Source organism: Mesorhizobium sp. LEGMi-168a, assembly GCF_058312955.1.
In genome coordinates this window covers 19964-38291 of record NZ_JBZEGV010000010.1, presented here as the reverse complement: position 1 = coordinate 38291, position 18328 = coordinate 19964, and the positions used below count along the sequence as shown (strand labels likewise).

The window sequence follows — 18328 nt, the reverse complement described above, 5'->3', positions numbered from 1 at the left end:
CAGCCCCGATCGAGAAAGCTCGACCTCCCTGGGGCAGTTGACCTCCACAGCCTCGCGACTGCTGCGGATGCATTTGCAACGGGCGTGCCAGATTCCGTTTCGAAGCATCGATATTGATTCTGTTGACTTTTTTCGACCGAGCGACCAGCTCTTCCGAGAACCCCGTGCGGCGGTCCGCATAGGTCGAATTGTGCTTTGTGCGAAATCATGCACAAATGCGGCATGCTGCAACGCCCCGCTGCTGCCTTGTCGCCAACGCCGGAACTGCTCGCCGGGCGGGCGCGGCGCGCCTGGCTGCTGTTCGCGGCGGTGGCGTTGCTGATCGTTGCGGCGACGCTCTATGGCGCCGGGCTCTACGGCCGTTCGACCGAGATCGAGGCGCTGTCCGCGCAGGGGCGGACCGATGCCAATCTCAAGGTGGCGCTGCTGCGCGCAGTGCTTGAAAATCCGCGCGCGCTGCCGCTGCTTTTGTCCGAGGACCAGCAGGTGCATGACGCACTGACTGAACGCAGCCCCGCCTCCATCGACGTGCTGAACCGCAAGCTGGAAGGGCTGGTGTCGGGCACCAAGGCCTCGGTGCTCTACGTCACCGGCACGGACGGCCTTGCGATCGCTTCCAGCAACTGGCGCGAGCCGGTGAGCTTCGTCGGCAACGACTACGGTTTTCGCGCCTATTTCTCGGGCGCCATGCAGTCCGGCACGGCGGAGTATTTCGCGCTCGGCAATGTCAGCAAGCGCCCCGGCCTCTACATTTCGCGCCGTGTCGACGGCGCCTCGGGACCGCTCGGCGTCGTCGTGGTCAAGATGGAGTTCGACCAGCTCGAGGCCGACTGGCACGAGGCCAATCGCCCGGCCTATGTCAGCGACGAGCATGGCGTGGTGCTGATCACCAGCGTGCCGTCCTGGCGCTTTATGACGACGGCGCCTCTGGCCGCGCCGGTAGCCGCCGGTATCCGCAGCAGCCAGCAATTCGGTGACGCGCCGCTCGTAGCTTTGCCGATCGCGAGGCCGCAACCCCTCAGCTCCGATGTCGCGCTCGTCCATGCGATCACGCCGGGCGGCAGCGACGCGGAATATCTGCGGTTATCCACGGCCGTGCCCTCGACGCCGTGGCGGCTCGACTATCTCGTTCCGGCCGAAGCGCCGATCGCTTCGGCCCAGCGCGAAATGCGGCTTTTGGTGCTCGGCGTCCTCGTCCCGCTCCTCGCTTTAGCCGCCTATCTGTTGTGGCGCCGGCAGTCCGCCCAGATGCGGATCGCCGCCGAACAGGCGGCGCGCGCCGAGCTCGAACGCCGCGTCGTCGAGCGCACGCAGGATCTCAGCCTCGCGCGCGACCGGCTGCAGGCCGAGATTGCCGATCACCGCAGCACGGAGGCGAAGCTGCAGGTGATGCAGCAGGAACTGGTGCAGGCGAACCGCCTCGCGACGCTTGGCCAGGTTGCCGCCGGCGTCGCGCATGAGATAAACCAGCCGGTGGCGACGATCCGCGCCTATGCCGACAATGCGCGCGTCTTCCTGGAGCGCCAGCAGACGGCGCCTGCCGAGGAGAATCTCGGCGCCATCGCCGCGCTGACGGAGCGCATCGGCTCGATCACCGAGGAATTGAAGGCGTTCGCCCGCAAGGGTCGCACGGCGGCCGAACCGGTCGAACTGCGTAGCGTCATCGAAGGCGCCGTGGTGCTGCTCAGGAGCCGCTTTGCCGGCCGGCTGGAGGCGCTGGCGATCACGCTGCCGCCGTCGACGCTCAAGGTGATGGGCAACCGGCTGCGGTTGGAGCAGGTGCTGATCAACCTGTTCCAGAACGCGCTGGAAGCGCTCGAGGGCCGCGACGATGCGCGGGTCGAGGTGTCAGCTTCCGAAACCGCCGACGGCGTTGCGCTGATCGTGTCCGACAACGGCCATGGCATCCCACCCGCGATCCTGAAATCGCTGTTCACGCCGTTCAACACGTCGAAGGAAAGGGGGCTCGGGCTAGGCCTCGTCATCTCCAAGGATATCGTCGCCGACTATGGCGGGCGCATCGAGGTGTCGAGCAGCGAGCAGGGCACCCGCTTCACCGTCCATTTCTCGAAAGCTGGCGTGGCATCATGAACGGCAATCCGGTCATCCTGATCGATGACGACAGCGACCTGCTCAAGGCGACGCGGCAGACGCTGGAACTCGCCGGCTTCGCTGTCTCAGCCTTCGCCTCGCCAAGCGAGGCACTTGCCGGCCTCGACGCGAGCTTTGCCGGCGTCGTGGTTTCGGACATCCGCATGCCGGAGATGGACGGCCTGCAGCTCTTCGACCGCGTGGTCGACCTCGACCCGGACATCCCGGTCATCCTGGTCACCGGACACGGCGACATCGCGATGGCGGTCAAGGCGATCAAGGACGGCGCCTACGACTTCATCACCAAGCCGTTCGCCGCCGACCGGCTGGCGCAAAGTGTGTGGCGCGCGGCGGAAAAGCGCCGGCTGGTGATGGAGAACCGCGCTCTGCGCGAGGCGGCCGAGCAGGCGCAGGAGGGGCTGCCGCTGATCGGCCAGACACCGGCGATGGAGCGGCTGCGCCGCACGCTGAGGCAAATCGCCGACACCGATGTCGACGTGCTGGTGACCGGAGAGACCGGCTCCGGCAAGGAGGTGGTGGCGAGCCTGCTGCACCGCTGGAGCCGCCGCGCCAAGGGCAATTTCGTGGCGCTCAACTGCGGCACCCTGCCGGAGACGGTGATCGAAAGCGAATTGTTCGGTCATGAGGCCGGCGCCTTCACCGGCGCGCAGAAGAAGCGCGTCGGCCGCATCGAGCACTCGAGCGGCGGCACGCTGTTCCTCGACGAGATCGAAAGCATGCCGGCCTCGACGCAGGTGCAGATGCTGCGCGTATTGGAAATGCGCGAGGTGACGCCGCTCGGCACCAACGAGGTCCGGCCGGTCGACCTGCGCTTCGTCGCCGCGGCCAAGGTCGATCTCGGCGACGCGAGCCAGCGCGGCGCTTTCCGCGAGGACCTCTATTACCGGCTCAATGTGGTGACGCTTTCGATCCCGCCGCTGCGCGAGCGCCGGGACGACGTGCCGCTGCTGTTCGGCTATTTCGCCGAGCGCGCCGCGGCCCGCTTCCATCGCCCGGTGCCCGCGGCGCCGGCCGCCGTCCAGCGCCACCTGAGAGAACACGACTGGCCCGGCAATGTCCGCGAACTCGCCCATTTCGCCGAGCGCTTCGTGCTCGGATTGGAGGAGACCGGCGGCAGCCCCTCCCCCCGGCCGGCCGATTCGGACATCGCCATGCCGTTGCCGGAACGGCTGGAGCGCTACGAGGCCGAGATCATCCGCGAGACACTTGGTCGCAACGACGGCGATGTCCGGCGCACGATCGAGGCGCTCGGCATCCCGCGCAAGACCTTCTACGACAAGCTGCAGCGGCACGGCATCGTGCGCAGCGATTTTTCCAGATAGATCAAGCTTGTGGAACCCGATCCAATCCCAGACCGTTGAGCCTGTCCAGGAAACCGTGGCACGTTGGCACCAGCCGGGCGGCGAACGCATGACCGCGATGGCGTTGCCGGTTGCCATTGGCAAGCGTTGATGGTTTGTTGCCGCTCAGCGGAGAACGAATGATGCGCGAATCCCTCGGTCAAGACGAATACGGCTCGGCCAGCCCCTTCGATCCGGACGATCTGCCGAATCTGAACGCGATGGGGCCGGCGATGGGCCGCGGCAGCGATTTCGAGAAGTATGCCGTTGCCGTCATCATCGTGTTCGGCGCGCTGATCATCGGCGGCCTGATGGCTGCGTCCATGAACTGGGGCCATCGCAACGGCTTCCTGTTCGCGCTCGGCGGCGCCACGGCGGCCTGGATTTCAGGCAACGCGCTGCTGCTCGACCGGCCGCGCATCTACGCGCTGTTCGTCGGCATCGCAGCTGTGCTGCTGATCGCTTCGACCATCACCCTGGTGATCTAATAACCCAGCGCCTCGCCGGCAGCGGCGCGGCTGTCGATGGCGCCGTTGTAGCGGGCGCCGCCGCCCTTCTCGATCTCCGCCAGGCTCTTGCCGCCGACCAGGATGCCGGCCGCCTGGCCCCAGGTCTGGTCGCTGAGATCGAGATGATAACCCATGCCGGCCAATAGTCTCTCGGTGTCCGGGGAGAGCCCGAACGGCTCGACATAGATGGTGTCCGGCAGCCATTGATGGTGGATGCGCGGCGCGTCGATCGCCTCCTGAATGTTCATGTCGTGGTCGATAACGTTGACGATCGTCTCCAGCGTGATGGTGATGATGCGCGAGCCGCCCGGGCTGCCGATGACCATGAACGGCTTGCCGTCTTTCGTGACCACGGTCGGGCTCATCGAGGATAACGGCGTCTTTTTCGGCTGGATGGCATTGGCCTCGCCCTGGACCAGCCCATAGAGGTTCGGCACGCCGGGCTTCTGGGTGAAATCGTCCATCTCGTTGTTGAGCAGGATGCCGGTGCCGTCGGCGACGACGCCGGCACCGAAGGAGCCGTTCAGCGTATAGGTGACCGCCACCGCATTGCCGTCATTGTCGATGATCGAATAGTGCGTGGTCTCATTCGATTCGCCGAAACCCTTCGGCATCAGATCCTTCGAGACGCCGGCGCGGAACGGGTCGATCTTGTCGCGGATATCCTTGGCGTAGCCCTTGTCGAGCAGCTTCGAGACCGGGTTGTCGACGAAGTCCGGATCGCCGAGCGCCGAGTTGCGATCGACATAGGCGTGGCGCATCGCTTCGACCATGACATGGACCGTCTCGGCCGATCCGGCGCCGAGATAGGACAGCGGATAGCCTTCGAGCACGTTGAGTATCTCGCAGATGATGACGCCGCCCGAGCTCGGCGGCGGCGAGGAGATGATCTCGTAGCCGCGATAGGAGCAGGTCACCGGCTTCAGCTCGCGCACCGCATATTGCTCGAAATCACCCTTGGCGAGGATGCCGCCCTTGGCGCCGCTTGCCTTGACGATGGCATCGGCAATCGGCCCTTTGTAGAAGGCGTCGGGCCCTTTGTCCGAGATCGCCGAAAGCGAAGCGGCGAGGTCCGGCTGGGTGAGCCGCTCGCCGATGCCGTAGGACTTGCCATCCGGTTTCAAGAAGATCGCAGCCGCCGCCGGATCCTTCGCCAGCCGCGCGGCGCTGCTCGCAAACGAAGCGGCGTCGCCCTGGTTGACGACGAAGCCGTCCTTGGCATAGGCAATCGCCGGCGCCATCAGATCCTGTCTTGGGAGCGTGCCGTATTTCTCGCGCGCCATCTCGAAGCCGGCCACCGAGCCCGGCACACCGACGGCGAGATAGCCGTCGAGGGTGGCGCCCTTCACCGGCTTGCCGTCCTTGTCGAGATACATGGTCTTGGTGGCGGCAAGCGGGGCCCGCTCGCGGAAGTCGATGAAGGTCGAGCGACCATCCTTGAGGCGGATGGTCATAAAGCCACCGCCGCCGATATTGCCGGCGTTGGGGTAGACGACGGCCAGCGCATAGCCGACGGCGACCGCGGCATCGACCGCGTTGCCGCCCTTTTTCAGCACCTCGACGCCGACCTCAGTGGCGAGATGCTGGGCGGTCACCACCATGCCGTGCTCGCCCTTGGCGGGAGCGGGCGAAGCGGCGAAGACGGCTGATGATGATGTGAAGGCAAAGGTGAGCGAAAGGCTGACGGCGATCAGCGTTCGGCGGGTGAAATGCATGGCGGGGCTCCTGGCGGGGGACGCCTAGAAGAACCCTTCGGCGCGGGTTAGTCCAATAACAATTGAAGAAGCGGGTAACTCCCGCCTGGTCGCTTCGCACGGTCGATGTCTTCGGAAAGAGAGAGACTTCCGAGGTTGCCCTGCCTGTGCTGCAAAAAGAAGCGCAACGGCTGCGGCTAGCTGATCTCCCCCCTTGTGGGGGAGATGCCCGGCAGGGCAGAGGGGGGCGCGAAGGATCGCCGGCCTTCGGACATTTGATCCTCTCGAATCAGCTCGATGGCTCAACTGCAATCCATAGAGGAGTCGGCGGGACAGCGCCCCCCCTCTGTCCTGCCGGACATCTCCCCCACAAGGGGGGAGATCAGCAGCTTCAACGACGGCTTCTCAAGCAATCGCCTCAAACAATCCCACCGCCGCCGCCAGCGACCGCCGGTCGTTCCGCCGCGACCTTGGCCCGGTAGCCGGCCTGGCGATAGGCGGCGACGGGATCGATGGCGCCGCCGGTCCTGAGCCGCGCCATGGCCAGGATCGGCTCGACGTCGGTGCGGTAGGCCGCTTTCAGCGTCTGCGTCGCCATCAGCGCGTCGTTCTGTTCCTGGAAACCTTCCAGCGCGCTTCGGTCGACCAGCAGCGCCTGGGCATAGGCGCGCTGCACCTCGACCGCCGACAGCATCAGGCTTTCGATCGGATCAGTGACGTTGTGACTCTGGTCGAGCATGTGCGCGGGATTAAAACCCTTGGCGCCGGACAGCTCGGCATCGACCAGCTCGTTGAAGACCAGGAACAGCCGGTAGGGATCGATTGAGCCGGCATCGAGGTCGTCGTCGCCATATTTGGAATCGTTGAAGTGGAAGCCGCCGAGTTTCCCAAACTGGATCAGCCGCGACACGATCATCTCGATGTTGACGTTGGGCGCGTGATGGCCGAGGTCGACCAGGCAGAGAGCCTTGTCGCCGAGCTCCTTGGCGATGATGTAGTTGGTGCCCCAGTCCTGCACGACCGTCGAATAGAAGGCCGGCTCGTACATCTTGTGCTCGGTGAACAGCCGCCAGTCGTCCGGCAGGCCGGCATAGATTTCGCGCATGGCGTCAAGATAGCGCTCGAAGGCCTTTGCGAAATTGACCTGGCCGGGGAAGTTCGAGCCATCGCCGATCCACACCGTCAGCGCTTTCGAACCAAGCGTCTTGCCGATCTCGATGCATTCGAGATTATGCTCGACCGCCTGCCGGCGCGTGCCGGCATCGGCATGCGATAGCGAGCCGAACTTGTAGGAGAGCTTCTGGTCCTTGGCGTCGGAAAACGTGTTGGAGTTCATGGCATCAAAACCGAGACCGAAGCGCGATGCCGCCTGCTTCAGCCGGTTCGGATCGGCCTTGTCCCACGGGATATGCAGCGAGACAGTCGGCGTCGCCCGCGTCAGCTGGCTGATCACGGCGCAATCCTCGATCTTGTCGAAGATGTCGCGCGGCTCGCCGGCGCCCGGGAAACGGGCGAAGCGCGTGCCGCCGGTGCCGACGCCCCAGGACGGGATCGCCACCGCGAATTTCTCGACTTTGTCGCGGATGGCGTCGATGGCGATGCCGCGCCGGTCGAGACGCTCGCCGAGCGAGGCGTAGTCGCGCTCGAGGTCGGTTTTGCGCGCGGCGTTGTGCTTGGTGACGAGATCGGCGGAGATGATGACTTCAGACAATGCGGTTCCTCCCAAGAATGCGTTCGGCCGGCGCCGCCCCTCATCTGCCTGCCCGTCCTACGCAGCAGCTGCGGAGGGTGGACCGTCACCTTCTCCCCGTTGAACGGGGAGAAGGAAAGATCAGCGCGTAAAGCTCTGCGCGTTGCCGGCGTCGACGTTGACGATGTTGCCGGTCGATTTGGCCGACATGTCGGAGGCGAAGAAGTAGATCGCTTCCGCGATGTCCTCGGGGAAGACAGAGCGCTTCAGCATCGAGCGCGAGCGGTAATGCTCTTCCAGATCGTCGGTCGACATCTTGTAGGCGGCGGCGCGTTGCTCCTTCCACTCGCCGCTCCAGATCTTGGAGCCGCGCAGCACGGCGTCCGGATTGACGACGTTGACCCTGATCTGCGCCTCCGCTCCCTCCAGCGCAAGGCACCGCGCGAGGTGGATTTCCGCTGCCTTGGCGGTGCAATAGGCGGCGGCGTTGGGCGAAGCGGCGAGCCCGTTCTTGGAGGCGACGAAGACGACATTGCCGCCGATCTTCTGGGCGCGGAACAGCCGGAAGGCCTCGCGCGCGACGAGGAAATAGCCGGTGGACAGGATGTCCATGTTCCGGTTCCACAGCGCCAGCGTCGTTTCCTCGATCGGCGCGGAGGAAGCGAGGCCGGCATTGGAAACCAGAATGTCGATGCCGCCGAACTCGACCGAAGTTTCGGCGAAGCCCGCGACGACCTGATCTTCCGATGTGACGTCGATACGCACCGGACGGACGAAATCCTTGCCATAGGCTTTCGACAGCTCGTCATTGGCTGCCGCGAGCGCCGCTTCGTCGATATCGGCCAGCACCACGCAGGCGCCTTCGCGCAGCAGCCGGTTGGCGGTGGCCCGGCCGATGCCGCCGGCACCGCCGGTGACCAGCGCGATCTGGCCGGCCAGCGCCTTCGGCTTCGGCAGGCGCTGCAGCTTGGCTTCCTCGAGCAGCCAGTATTCGATGTCGAAGGCTTCTTGCGCGGGCAAGCCGACATAGGACGAGATCGTCGAGGCGCCGCGCATGACATTGATGGCGTTGACGTAGAACTCGCCGGAGATGCGCGCCGTCGCCTTGTCGCCGGCGAAGGTGAACATGCCGACGCCCGGCATCAGATAGACAACGGCATTGGGATCGCGAATGGCAGGCGAGTCGGCGTGCTTGCAGCTGTCGTAATAGGCTTGGTAGCCGACACGATAGGCGGCAATGTCGTCGGCGAGGCGAGCGATAACGGCGTCGACGTCCGGGTTCTTCGGATCGAACTCGATCACCAGCGGCCGGATCTTGGTGCGCAGGAAATGATCCGGGCAGGACGTGCCGAGCGCCGCCAGCGGCCGCAGGTCCTTCGAGTTGACGAATTCAAGCACGGCGGGCTGGTCGTCGAAATGGCCGAGCTTGTGGCTCTTTTCCGAGATCAGGCCGCGGATCCGAGGCATCAGCTTCGCAGCGGTGGCGCGGCGGGCCGATGCGTCGAGCGACTTCACGACCTCGCCGCCGAAGATCGCCTTTCCCTCAGACTTGCGCTCGAACCAGTCGATCGCCTGGTTGATCACCGAGATCGTCGTTTCGTAGCATTCCTTCGGCGTGTCGCCCCAGGTGAACAGGCCGTGGCTTTCGAGCACGACGCCCTTGGCGTCGGGGTTCTCGAGGCAGAATTTTTCCAGCCACAGGCCAAGCTCGAAGCCCGGCCGCTTCCAAGGCAGCCAGCCGATAGCGTCGCCGAAAACCTCCTTCGTGATCGCCTTGGAATCCTTGGCGGCGGCAATGGCGATGATGGCGTCGGGATGCATGTGGTCGACGCAAGCCTTCGGCACGAAGGCATGCAACGGCGTATCGATCGAGGCCGCGCGCGGATTGAGGTTGAAGGTGCAGTGCGGCAGATAGCCGACCATCTCGTCCTCGTGCTCGACACCGCGATAAAGGCCTTTCAGGGCGCGCAGCTTGTCCATGTAGAGAGTCGCAAAACCGTCAAGCTTGATCGAGGCGCTGTCGCCGCCCGAGCCCTTGACCCACAGAACCTCGACATCCTCGCCGGTCAGCGGATCCTTCTGCCAGACCTTGGACGAAGTGTTGCCGCCGCCATAGTTGGTGACGCGCTTGTCGGAGCCGAGCGTGTTCGAGCGATAGACCAGAAGCTCGGGACCGCTCATCCCTTCGGCTTTTGCATCGTCCCACAGATTGGCGAGGCGCGAGCCGGAGCGCTTGTCGAGCATAGGTATCCTCCCTTGGGACGCAAAAAGGCGCGGTCCTTTTCGCCGGGAATGTCTACGCAACAGGCGCTCTTGTCAATCACAAACGATCAATATCGATCATATTGCACTGCACAATGAAATTTTGTGATTGGAAATGATTGACAGTGCGCGTTTTGTGGTGCCTGATGGCCAGGCAGGGAGGAACTATGCACGAAAAAGAGCGCCACAGGATCATTCTGTCCGCCGTCCAGGAAAAACCTGTGGTGACGGTGCAGGAGATGGTCGAGCTGACGGACTCGTCCGAGGCGACGATCCGGCGCGATATCGCCGCGCTCCATGTGCAGAAGCGACTGCGCCGCGTGCGCGGCGGCGCCGAGGCGATCTCGCCGCCGCAGTTCATCGGCCTCGCCGGCCGGCCCTTCTCGGTCAACGAGACGCTGAACGCCGCGCAGAAGCGGGCGATCGCACGCGAAGCCGTGAACCTCTGCCAGGACGGCGAGCCGATCATCATCAACGGCGGCACCACGACCTTCCAGATGGTGCATTACCTGACCGGACGCCGCATGCCGATCTTCACCAATTCCTTCCCGATCGCCGAGCACCTGCTCAAGCATTCGAAGAACACGGTGATGCTGTCCGGCGGAACGATCTACCGCGAGCAGAACATCATCCTGTCGCCCTTCGACAATGACGTGACGCGCAATTTCTATGCGCGTCGCATGTTCATGGGCGCGCAGGGCCTCGGGCCGCTCGGGCTGATGGAAGGCGATCCGCTGCTGATCCAGGCGGAGCAGAAGCTGATCGACCAGGCCGACGAGCTGGTGGTGCTGGTCGATTCCTCGAAATTCCGCATGCGCTCCAGCCTGATCCTGTGCGGGCTGTCGCGCATCGCGACCGTGATCACCGACGACGGCATCGAGGACCGCGAGGCCAAGATGCTCGAGACAGCAGGGGTGGCGCTGATCGTCGCCCGCAGACAGTCAAGCGACAAGGAAGAATCTTCACTGCAGGCCTGAGGAAAACTCGCGCCCGCAGCGGCGATGGAATGCAACGCTCAAGGGAGGATATTCGATGAGCTTTTTGAAGAAACTGCTGGTCACGGCGGCCTTTTCCGCCGCCATGTTCGTGAATGCCGCCTATGCCGACAACGTCAAGATCGCGCTGGTGGTGAAGTCGCTCGGCAACGGCTTCTTCGACGCCGCCAACAAGGGCGCCGAGGAAGCGGCCAAGGAACTGGGCGATGTCGACGTCATCTATACCGGCCCGACCAAGGCGACGGCGGAAGCGCAGATCGAGGTGATCAACTCGCTGATCGCGCAGAAGGTCAACGCGATCGCCGTTTCGGCCAATGACGCCGACGCGCTGGTGCCGGTGCTGAAGAAGGCGATGGATCGCGGCATCACCGTGATCTCGTGGGACTCGGGCGTCGCCAAGGAAGGCCGCCAACTCCACCTCAACCCGTCCGACACCAACCTGATCGGCGAGACCATCATCAAGCTCGCCGCCGACTACCTGCCGGAAGGCGGCGACGTCGCCATCCTGTCGGCCTCGTCGACCGCGACCAACCAGAACGCCTGGATCGAGGCGGCGAAGAAGGTGCTGCCCGAGAAGTTCCCGAAGATCAAGCTGGTCGCCACCGTCTATGGCGATGACGATTCGGCGAAGAGCACCGACGAAGCCAAGGGGCTGTTGAAGTCCTATCCGAACCTCAAGGCGATCATCGCGCCGACCACGGTGGGTGTTGTCGCGGCGGCACAGGTGGTGACCGACGAGAACCTGATCGGCAAGGTCAACGTCACCGGCCTTGCGCTGCCGTCGGAGTTCAAGAAGTTCATCGACAACGGCGCCAGCCAGGCGGTCGCGCTGTGGAACCCGATCGACCTCGGCTATTCGGCGATCTATCTGGCCCATGACCTGGCGGTGAAGAAGGAAGAGGCCAAGCCCGGCGCCACGCTGTCGATCGGCCGCGTCGGCAAGGTGACGCTCGACGACACCAACTCGGCTGCGATGGCTCCGCCCTTCCAGTTCGACAAGACCAACATCGAGAAGTTCTCCAAGATCTATTGATCCTGGTCGACTTCAGGCTCATGCGGCGGGACAATTGTCCCGCCGTAACGTCAAACGGACCTTCTCTCAGGGCCTGATACGGATATGGACACGACAGCCCAACGCAAAATGGAGACGGCGCGGCCTGAGCCTTCGAGCTCGGCCCCAAGCGCCAACCCGCGCCTGACGCTCTCGGGCATCTCCAAGAGTTTCCCGGGCGTACGTGCCCTGCACAATGTCAGCCTGTCGCTCTATCCGGGCCAGGTGACGGCGCTGATCGGCGAGAACGGCGCCGGCAAGTCGACGCTGGTCAAGATCATGACCGGCATCTACCAGCCCGATGCCGGCGAGATCAGCATCGACGGCCAGGCCACGACGCTGCCCAGCGCGCATGCCGCCTTCGGCCACGGCATCACCGCCATCCATCAGGAAACGGTGCTGTTCGACGATCTGTCGGTCGCCGAAAACATCTTCCTCGGCCACGCGCCGCGCACCCGCTTCGGCACCATCGACTGGCGCACGATGCGCAAGAACGCCCGCGAGGTGCTGGAGACGATGCGCGCCGGCCATATCGACGCCGACGCGCGGCTGAAGGACCTCGGCATCGCCAACAAGCACCTCGTAGCCGTTGCCCGCGCGATGTCGATCGACGCGCGCATCGTCATCATGGACGAGCCGACCGCCGCGCTGTCGATGAAGGAGATCGAGGAGCTTTTCCTGCTGATCGAATTCCTGAAGAGCGAAGGCAAGGCGGTGCTGTTCATCAGCCACAAGTTCGACGAGATCTACCGCATCGCCGACCGCTACACCGTCTTCCGCGACGGCGAGATGGTGGGCGAAGGCCTGCTCAAGGACACCGGCCAGAACGAGATCGTGCGCATGATGGTCGGCCGCAACGTCGACCACATTTTTCCGCAGCGCGAGCCGAAGATCGGCGCGCTGGTGCTGTCCGTCTCCGGCCTGTCGCATCCGACCGAGTTCGACGACATCGGCTTCGAATTGCGAAAGGGCGAGATCCTCGGCTTCTACGGGCTGGTCGGCGCCGGACGCAGCGAAGTGATGCAGGCGATCGCCGGCATCACCCGCACCAGCAGAGGCGCGATCTCGCTGGGCGGCAACGCAATCGCGCCGAAATCGGCCGCGGATTCCATCGAGGCCGGCATCGTCTATGTGCCTGAGGAACGCGGCAAGCAGGGTGTGGTGATCGGCCTGCCGATTTTCCAGAATGTTTCGCTGCCTTCGCTGAAGCGCACTTCCAAATCCGGCGTGCTCAAGCTCGCGGAAGAATTCTCGCTCGCTCGCTCCTATACCGAGCGGCTCGACCTACGCGCCTCCTCGCTCAGCCAGGATGTCGGCACGCTTTCCGGCGGCAATCAACAGAAGGTGGTCATTGCCAAATGGCTGGCCACGACGCCAAAAGTCATCATCCTCGACGAGCCGACCAAGGGCATCGACATCGGCTCCAAGGCCGCCGTGCACGGCTTCATGGCCGAGCTGGTCGCGCAAGGCCTGTCGGTGATCATGGTCTCGTCGGAGCTGCCCGAGATCCTCGGCATGTCGGACCGGGTCGTCGTCATGCGCGAAGGCCGCATCGCGGCGACCTACGACAACAAGGGCCTCGACGCTGAGACGCTGGTCAGGACGGCAGCGGGGATCGCGGCATGAAGAATTTCCTCAAATACCGCGAGATCTGGCTGCTCGCCGGCATCGTTGTGCTGATGGGCCTGATCTCGACGCGGTTCCCCGGTTTCGCCGATCCGGCCAACCTGCGCCAAGTGTTCAACGACACCTCGATCCTGATGATCCTGGCGCTGGGACAGATGGTGGTGATCCTGACGCGTTCGATCGACCTCTCCATGGCCTCCAACCTCTGCTTCACCGGCATGGTCGTGGCGATGCTCAACGCCGCCCATCCGGCGATCCCGATCCCGGTGTTGATCGTCATAGCTTTAGCCGTCGGGCTGGTGCTCGGCGCCATCAACGGCTTCCTGGTGTGGCGTCTGAACATCCCGTCCATCGTGGTGACGCTCGGCACGCTGACCATCTATCGCGGCGCCACCTTCGTCGTCTCCGGCGGCGCATGGGTCAATGCCGACCAGATGAGCCCGGATTTCATCAATTTCCAGCGCGCGGCCTTCGTCGGCCTGCCGGCGCTGTCCTGGATCGCCATTGCCGTAATCGCGCTGTTCTTCCTGGTGATGACGCGCACGCAGATCGGCCGCTCGATCCATGCCATCGGCGTCAACCCGACCGCGTCGGTCTATGCCGGCATCGATGTCGGCCGCACCAAATTCATCGTCTTCTGCATTTCAGGCATGATCGGCGGGCTCGCCGGTTACTTATGGATCTCGCGCTATGTGATCGCCTCGGTCGAGGTCGCCAACGGCTATGAGCTCAACATCATCGCCGCCTGCGTGATCGGCGGCATCTCGATCGCCGGCGGCATCGGCTCGGTCGGCGGCGCGGTGCTCGGCGCGCTGTTCCTCGGCATCATCTCCAACGCGCTGCCGGTCATCAACATTTCGCCCTTCTGGCAAATGGCGATCTCGGGCAGCGCCATCATCCTGGCCGTGGTGCTGAATGCGCGCGGCGAGCGCCGGCAGGGCCGCATCATCCTCAGAAAGGCGGAAGCGGCATGACCGACGCCCCTCACCCGCGCCATATCCCCGACCGGCTCGACAAGCCGCTTTCGTCGGCGATCTTCTCCTGGGAGGCGCTGCTCGTCGTCATCGCGGTTCTCATCTTCGCGATCAACAGTTTTGCTTCGCCCTATTTCCTCGACCCGTGGTCACTGTCGGACCTGACCTTCAACTTCACCGAAAAGGGCCTGATCGCGCTCGCCATGGCGCTCTTGATCATCTCCGGCGAGATCGACCTGTCGGTGGCGGCGATCGTGGCGCTCGCCTCGACGATGATGGGCATGGCCGTGCAGGCCGGCGCCGGCACGCCGGTGCTGGTGGCGATCGGCATTGCTGTCGGTATCGGCTGCGGCGCCTTCAACGGGCTGCTGGTCACGCGGCTCGGCCTGCCCTCCATCGTCGTCACCATCGGCACGATGAGCCTGTTCCGCGGCATCGCCTTCATCATCCTCGGCGACCAGGCCTACAAGGGCTATCCGGAAAGTTTTGCCTTTTTCGGCCAGGGCTATGTGTGGTGGGTTTTCTCGTTCGAGCTGGCGTTGTTCCTCCTCGCGGCGCTCATCTACTGGTTCGTGCTCCACCGCACGAGTTTTGGGCGGAAGGTCTTCGCCATCGGCAACAACCCGGTCGCCTGCCAGTTCTCCGGCGTGCGCGTCGGCCGCATCAAGTTCATCCTGTTCTGCCTGACCGGACTGATGTCGGGCATCGCCTCGGTGCTGATCACCTCGCGGCTCGGCTCGACAAGGCCGTCGATCGCGCAGGGCTATGAGCTCGAGGCGATCACCATGGTGGTGCTGGGCGGCGTCTCGATCCTCGGCGGCGCCGGCAGCATCCTCGGCGTCGTGCTCGCCGCCTTCATCATGGGGCTGGTGACCTTCGGCCTCGGTCTGCTCAACGTGCCGGGCATCGTCATGTCGATCTTCATCGGCCTGCTGCTGATCATCGTCATTGCGCTGCCGATCGTCTGGCGGCGACTGCGCGAGGGACGCTTCGCCTGATGGAAAAATATGCCTTCAAGATGAAGCTCAATCCAGGCATGAAGGCCGAGTACAAACGCCGTCATGACGAAATCTGGCCCTCGCTGGTGGCACTTTTGAAGCAGGCCGGCGTTTCCGACTATTCGATTCATCTCGACGAGGAGACCAACATCCTGTTCGGGGTGCTGTGGCGGCGTGATGACCACGGCATGGCCGACCTGCCGAAGCATCCGGTGATGCAACGTTGGTGGGCGCATATGGCCGACGTCATGGAGACCAAGCCAGACAATGAGCCGGTGGCGGTGCCGCTGGAAACAATGTTCCATATGGCATGATTGTCGCCGTCATCGATATCGGCAAGACCAACGCCAAGGTGGCGCTGGTCGACCTCGAGCGCATGGCCGAAGTGGCGCTCCGCCGCACAGCCAACGCGGTCGCCACGGACGGCCCCTACCCGCATCACGACGTCGAGCGGCTGTGGGCGTTCATCCTCGAAAGCCTGGCCGCGCTGCACCGTGAGCAGCGCATCGACGCGATCTCGATTACCACCCACGGCGCGACGGCCGTGCTCGTCGATGCGGAATGCGGGCTTGCCCTACCGGTGATCGACTATGAGTTCGCAGGGATCAACGATCTGGCGCGGGACTATAACGCCGTCCGCCCGCCTTTTGCCGAGACCGGCACGCCGCGCCTGCCGGCTGGCCTCAACATCGGCGCGCAGCTGTTCTTTCAGCAGAAGCGCTTTCCCGCCGAGTTCGCCGAGGCAAGCGCAATCCTGATGTATGCGCAATATTGGGCGCTGCGGCTTACCGGTGTCGCCGCCAACGAGGCGACATCGCTCGGCTGTCATACCGACTTGTGGAACCCCTGGCGGGCCGACTACTCGTCGCTGGTCGACAGGATGGGCTGGCGCTGTCTGATGGCGCCGGTGCGACCTGCGAAAGACCGCCTCGGACCAATCCTGCCGGCGATCGCGCAACGGACAGGACTCGACCCCGCAACCCCAGTGTTCTGCGGGCTGCATGACTCCAACGCCTCGCTGCTGCCGCATCTGTTAGCCGACCGACCGCCCTTCTCCGTCGTTTCGACCGGCACATGGGTGGTGTCGATGGCCGTCGGCGGCAGCAAGGTCGAACTCGACCCGGCGCGCGACACGCTCGTCAATGTCAATGCGCTCGGCGACCCCGTGCCCTCGGCCCGCTTCATGGGCGGGCGCGAATTCTCGCTGCTCACCGAGGGCCAACCGCAGGACTGGAGCGAGGACGATGTCGCCGCCGTTCTGGCGCGAAAGGCGTTGCTTCTGCCCTCCACGCAACAAGGCTCCGGGCCCTTCCCGCATCACATCGCTCAGTGGCGCAATGCCGAGGGCCTAAACCCCGGCCAGCGCTTCGCCGCCATCTCGTTCTATCTGGCGTTGATGACCGCGACCTGCCTCGATTTGATCGGCGGCGACGGGCCGACGACTGTTGAAGGGCCCTTCGCGCAGAACCAGCTTTTCGTCCGCATGCTCGCGGCTGCGACGGAGCGGCCAGTCATTGCATCGGAGACGTCGACCGGGACCAGCATCGGCGCTGCGCTGCTGGCGTCAGATGGCGCGGCCGTGATGAGCAAGGGCGAGCGGACGGAACCGCCAGTCGATCCGGCCTGGTTCGACTATGCTCGGGCGTGGCGGCAGGTCGTGGCGGCATAAGCCGATCGATCAGCGCGCAGTGCCGTAAAGCAAACCCTGCGGATCGATCTCCGGCTTGCGGCCGGCGACGAGGTCGGCCAGGAATTTGCCGGAGCCGCAGGCCATGGTCCAGCCGACATGGCCGTGGCCGGTATCGAGATAGAGATTGCGGTATTTCGCCTGACCGAACACAGGCACGGAGCTGGGCATCATCGGCCTGAGGCCGGCCCACAGCACCGCCTTCTTCTCGTCGAAGGCGCCCGGGAAGAGGTCCTTGCCGGTTTGCAGGATGGTTCTGAAATCGCTGGGCTTGAACGTGCGGTCGAAGCCGGTGAACTCGGCCGTCGAGGACATGCGGACCCGGTTTCCCAGCCTGGAGTAGCCGATCAGCCGGTCCTCGTCGGCGCCGCCCATGGTCGGCCCCTTGCTCTCGTCCTCGAGTGGTACCGTCACGGTGTAGCCTTTTACCGGATAGACCGGCAGGTCGATGCCGTAACGGCGGCCGAGCAGCCCGCTTTCCGGTCCCATGGAGATGACGATGGCGTCGCCGGCAACCGGACCGGCAGAGGTCATGACGGCGCGGACCCGATCGCCCTCGATGTCGAGGCCCTCGACCGTCGTGCCGAACAGGAATTTGACGCCGAGCTTTTCGGCCGCATAGGCGGCGAGCCTGTCGGTGAACTGCTTGGAATCGCCGGTCTGGTCGATCGGCGAATAGATGCCGCCGGCGATCTTATCCTTCACGCCCGCGAGCCCCGGCTCCAGCTCGACCAGACGGTCGCGGCCGACGATCTCGATCGGCAGGCCGTGCTCGCCGAGATAGCGGTAGTTGTCGGTGCCGGTGTCGAGGCTTTTCTGCGAGCGGAAGAAGTAGAGGATACCTCGCTTGCGTTCGTCGTAGTGGATGCCGGTCTCATTCGACAGCGCATTGATGCAGTCGCGCGAATAGAGCGCCAGCCTGAGCTTGACGTCGGTGTTGGCGCGCAGGCGCTTGACCGTGCATTCGCGCAGAAAACGCAGGCTCCAGGCATAAAAATAGGGGTCGAGGCGCAGCCTGACCTTGATGCCGAGATCGTGGTTCCAGAGCCCTCGCAGGAAGGTTTTCAGCGCCGCCGGCGAGGCCCAGGCGGTGGCGTCGCCCGGCGAGACCAGGCCGGCATTGGACTGGCTGGTGCCGCGCGCCGCCGCCTCATGGCGTTCGATCACCGTCACCTCATGGCCGTCGCTGGCCAGATAGTACGCCGCCGCCGTGCCAACCACGCCGGCCCCGAGCACCAGAACCTTCATGTCGCCCCTCGAGGATCATGCCGGCGGTGCGCTTCTGGCGCACCGCCTAGGGAGCCTCAATAGCGCGTATCAACACCCTGGACGAGCCCTTGGCCCAACAGCTTGCTGTGCCTAAAGCGCGTCGCGATCTTTCAGATTCGCT

14 protein-coding genes are annotated in these 18328 nt (G+C 64.4%); 10 read left to right on the top strand and 4 right to left on the bottom strand.

What is annotated here, in order from left to right; translation table 11 throughout:
- Positions 1-222 precede the first annotated feature (222 nt).
- The 3 genes from AC4FWB_RS15520 (at position 223) to AC4FWB_RS15510 (ending at position 3940) form a co-directional block, all read left to right on the top strand.
- A complete protein-coding gene (locus AC4FWB_RS15520) occupies positions 223-2091 on the top strand; it encodes a sensor histidine kinase (RefSeq protein WP_491027047.1) in 1869 nt (622 codons plus the stop codon).
- On the top strand, positions 2088-3434 hold the full coding sequence (locus AC4FWB_RS15515; protein WP_491027045.1) for a sigma-54-dependent transcriptional regulator: 1347 nt from the start codon (positions 2088-2090) through the stop codon (positions 3432-3434). Before AC4FWB_RS15520 ends, AC4FWB_RS15515 begins: the two co-directional genes overlap by 4 nt.
- A gap of 158 nt (positions 3435-3592) precedes the next feature.
- On the top strand, positions 3593-3940 hold the full coding sequence (locus AC4FWB_RS15510; protein ID WP_491027044.1) for a hypothetical protein: 348 nt from the start codon (positions 3593-3595) through the stop codon (positions 3938-3940).
- Here AC4FWB_RS15510 and ggt read toward each other — a convergent pair.
- The 3 genes from ggt to AC4FWB_RS15495 all read right to left on the bottom strand — a co-directional run bounded on the left by ggt (position 3937) and on the right by AC4FWB_RS15495 (position 9589).
- Entirely contained in the window at positions 3937-5676 is a 1740-nt protein-coding gene (ggt, locus tag AC4FWB_RS15505) for a gamma-glutamyltransferase (RefSeq protein WP_491027042.1), read from the bottom strand. The genes AC4FWB_RS15510 and ggt overlap by 4 nt on opposite strands.
- A 397-nt stretch (positions 5677-6073) precedes the next feature.
- Positions 6074-7366: an L-rhamnose catabolism isomerase gene (rhaI, locus tag AC4FWB_RS15500; protein WP_491027040.1), complete on the bottom strand. Its 1293-nt coding sequence runs from the start codon at positions 7364-7366 to the stop codon at positions 6074-6076.
- Positions 7367-7486: 120 nt separating this feature from the next.
- The gene (locus tag AC4FWB_RS15495; protein WP_491027039.1) at positions 7487-9589 is read right to left on the bottom strand and encodes a bifunctional rhamnulose-1-phosphate aldolase/short-chain dehydrogenase; all 2103 of its coding nucleotides are present in this window, start codon (positions 9587-9589) and stop codon (positions 7487-7489) included.
- 185 nt (positions 9590-9774) lie between these two features.
- Between AC4FWB_RS15495 and AC4FWB_RS15490 the strand changes: the two genes are divergently transcribed.
- The 7 genes from AC4FWB_RS15490 (at position 9775) to AC4FWB_RS15460 (ending at position 16920) form a co-directional block, all read left to right on the top strand.
- Positions 9775-10584, top strand: coding sequence for a DeoR/GlpR family DNA-binding transcription regulator (locus AC4FWB_RS15490; RefSeq protein WP_491027038.1), 810 nt, complete (start codon positions 9775-9777; stop codon positions 10582-10584).
- A 55-nt stretch (positions 10585-10639) separates the two neighbouring features.
- Entirely contained in the window at positions 10640-11635 is a 996-nt protein-coding gene (gene rhaS / locus AC4FWB_RS15485) for a rhamnose ABC transporter substrate-binding protein (protein ID WP_491027037.1), read from the top strand.
- Positions 11636-11719: 84 nt separating this feature from the next.
- Positions 11720-13279 carry a sugar ABC transporter ATP-binding protein gene (locus tag AC4FWB_RS15480; protein WP_491027036.1) on the top strand — a complete coding sequence of 520 codons (1560 nt, stop codon included), beginning with the start codon at positions 11720-11722 and terminating at the stop codon, positions 13277-13279.
- Entirely contained in the window at positions 13276-14253 is a 978-nt protein-coding gene (locus AC4FWB_RS15475) for an ABC transporter permease (protein WP_491027035.1), read from the top strand. The genes AC4FWB_RS15480 and AC4FWB_RS15475 overlap by 4 nt, the downstream gene beginning before the upstream one ends.
- Complete coding sequence (locus AC4FWB_RS15470) at positions 14250-15251, top strand: ABC transporter permease (protein WP_491027033.1); 1002 nt, start codon at positions 14250-14252, stop codon at positions 15249-15251. The genes AC4FWB_RS15475 and AC4FWB_RS15470 overlap by 4 nt, the downstream gene beginning before the upstream one ends.
- Positions 15251-15565, top strand: coding sequence for an L-rhamnose mutarotase (gene rhaM / locus AC4FWB_RS15465; protein ID WP_491027032.1), 315 nt, complete (start codon positions 15251-15253; stop codon positions 15563-15565). Before AC4FWB_RS15470 ends, rhaM begins: the two co-directional genes overlap by 1 nt.
- Positions 15562-16920, top strand: coding sequence for an FGGY-family carbohydrate kinase (locus tag AC4FWB_RS15460; RefSeq protein WP_491027030.1), 1359 nt, complete (start codon positions 15562-15564; stop codon positions 16918-16920). The genes rhaM and AC4FWB_RS15460 overlap by 4 nt, the downstream gene beginning before the upstream one ends.
- Positions 16921-16929: 9 nt before the next feature.
- Here the strand turns inward: AC4FWB_RS15460 and AC4FWB_RS15455 are convergent, their stop codons facing one another.
- Positions 16930-18186 carry a D-amino acid dehydrogenase gene (locus AC4FWB_RS15455; protein WP_491027028.1) on the bottom strand — a complete coding sequence of 419 codons (1257 nt, stop codon included), beginning with the start codon at positions 18184-18186 and terminating at the stop codon, positions 16930-16932.
- Between the last annotated feature and the right edge of the window lie 142 nt (positions 18187-18328).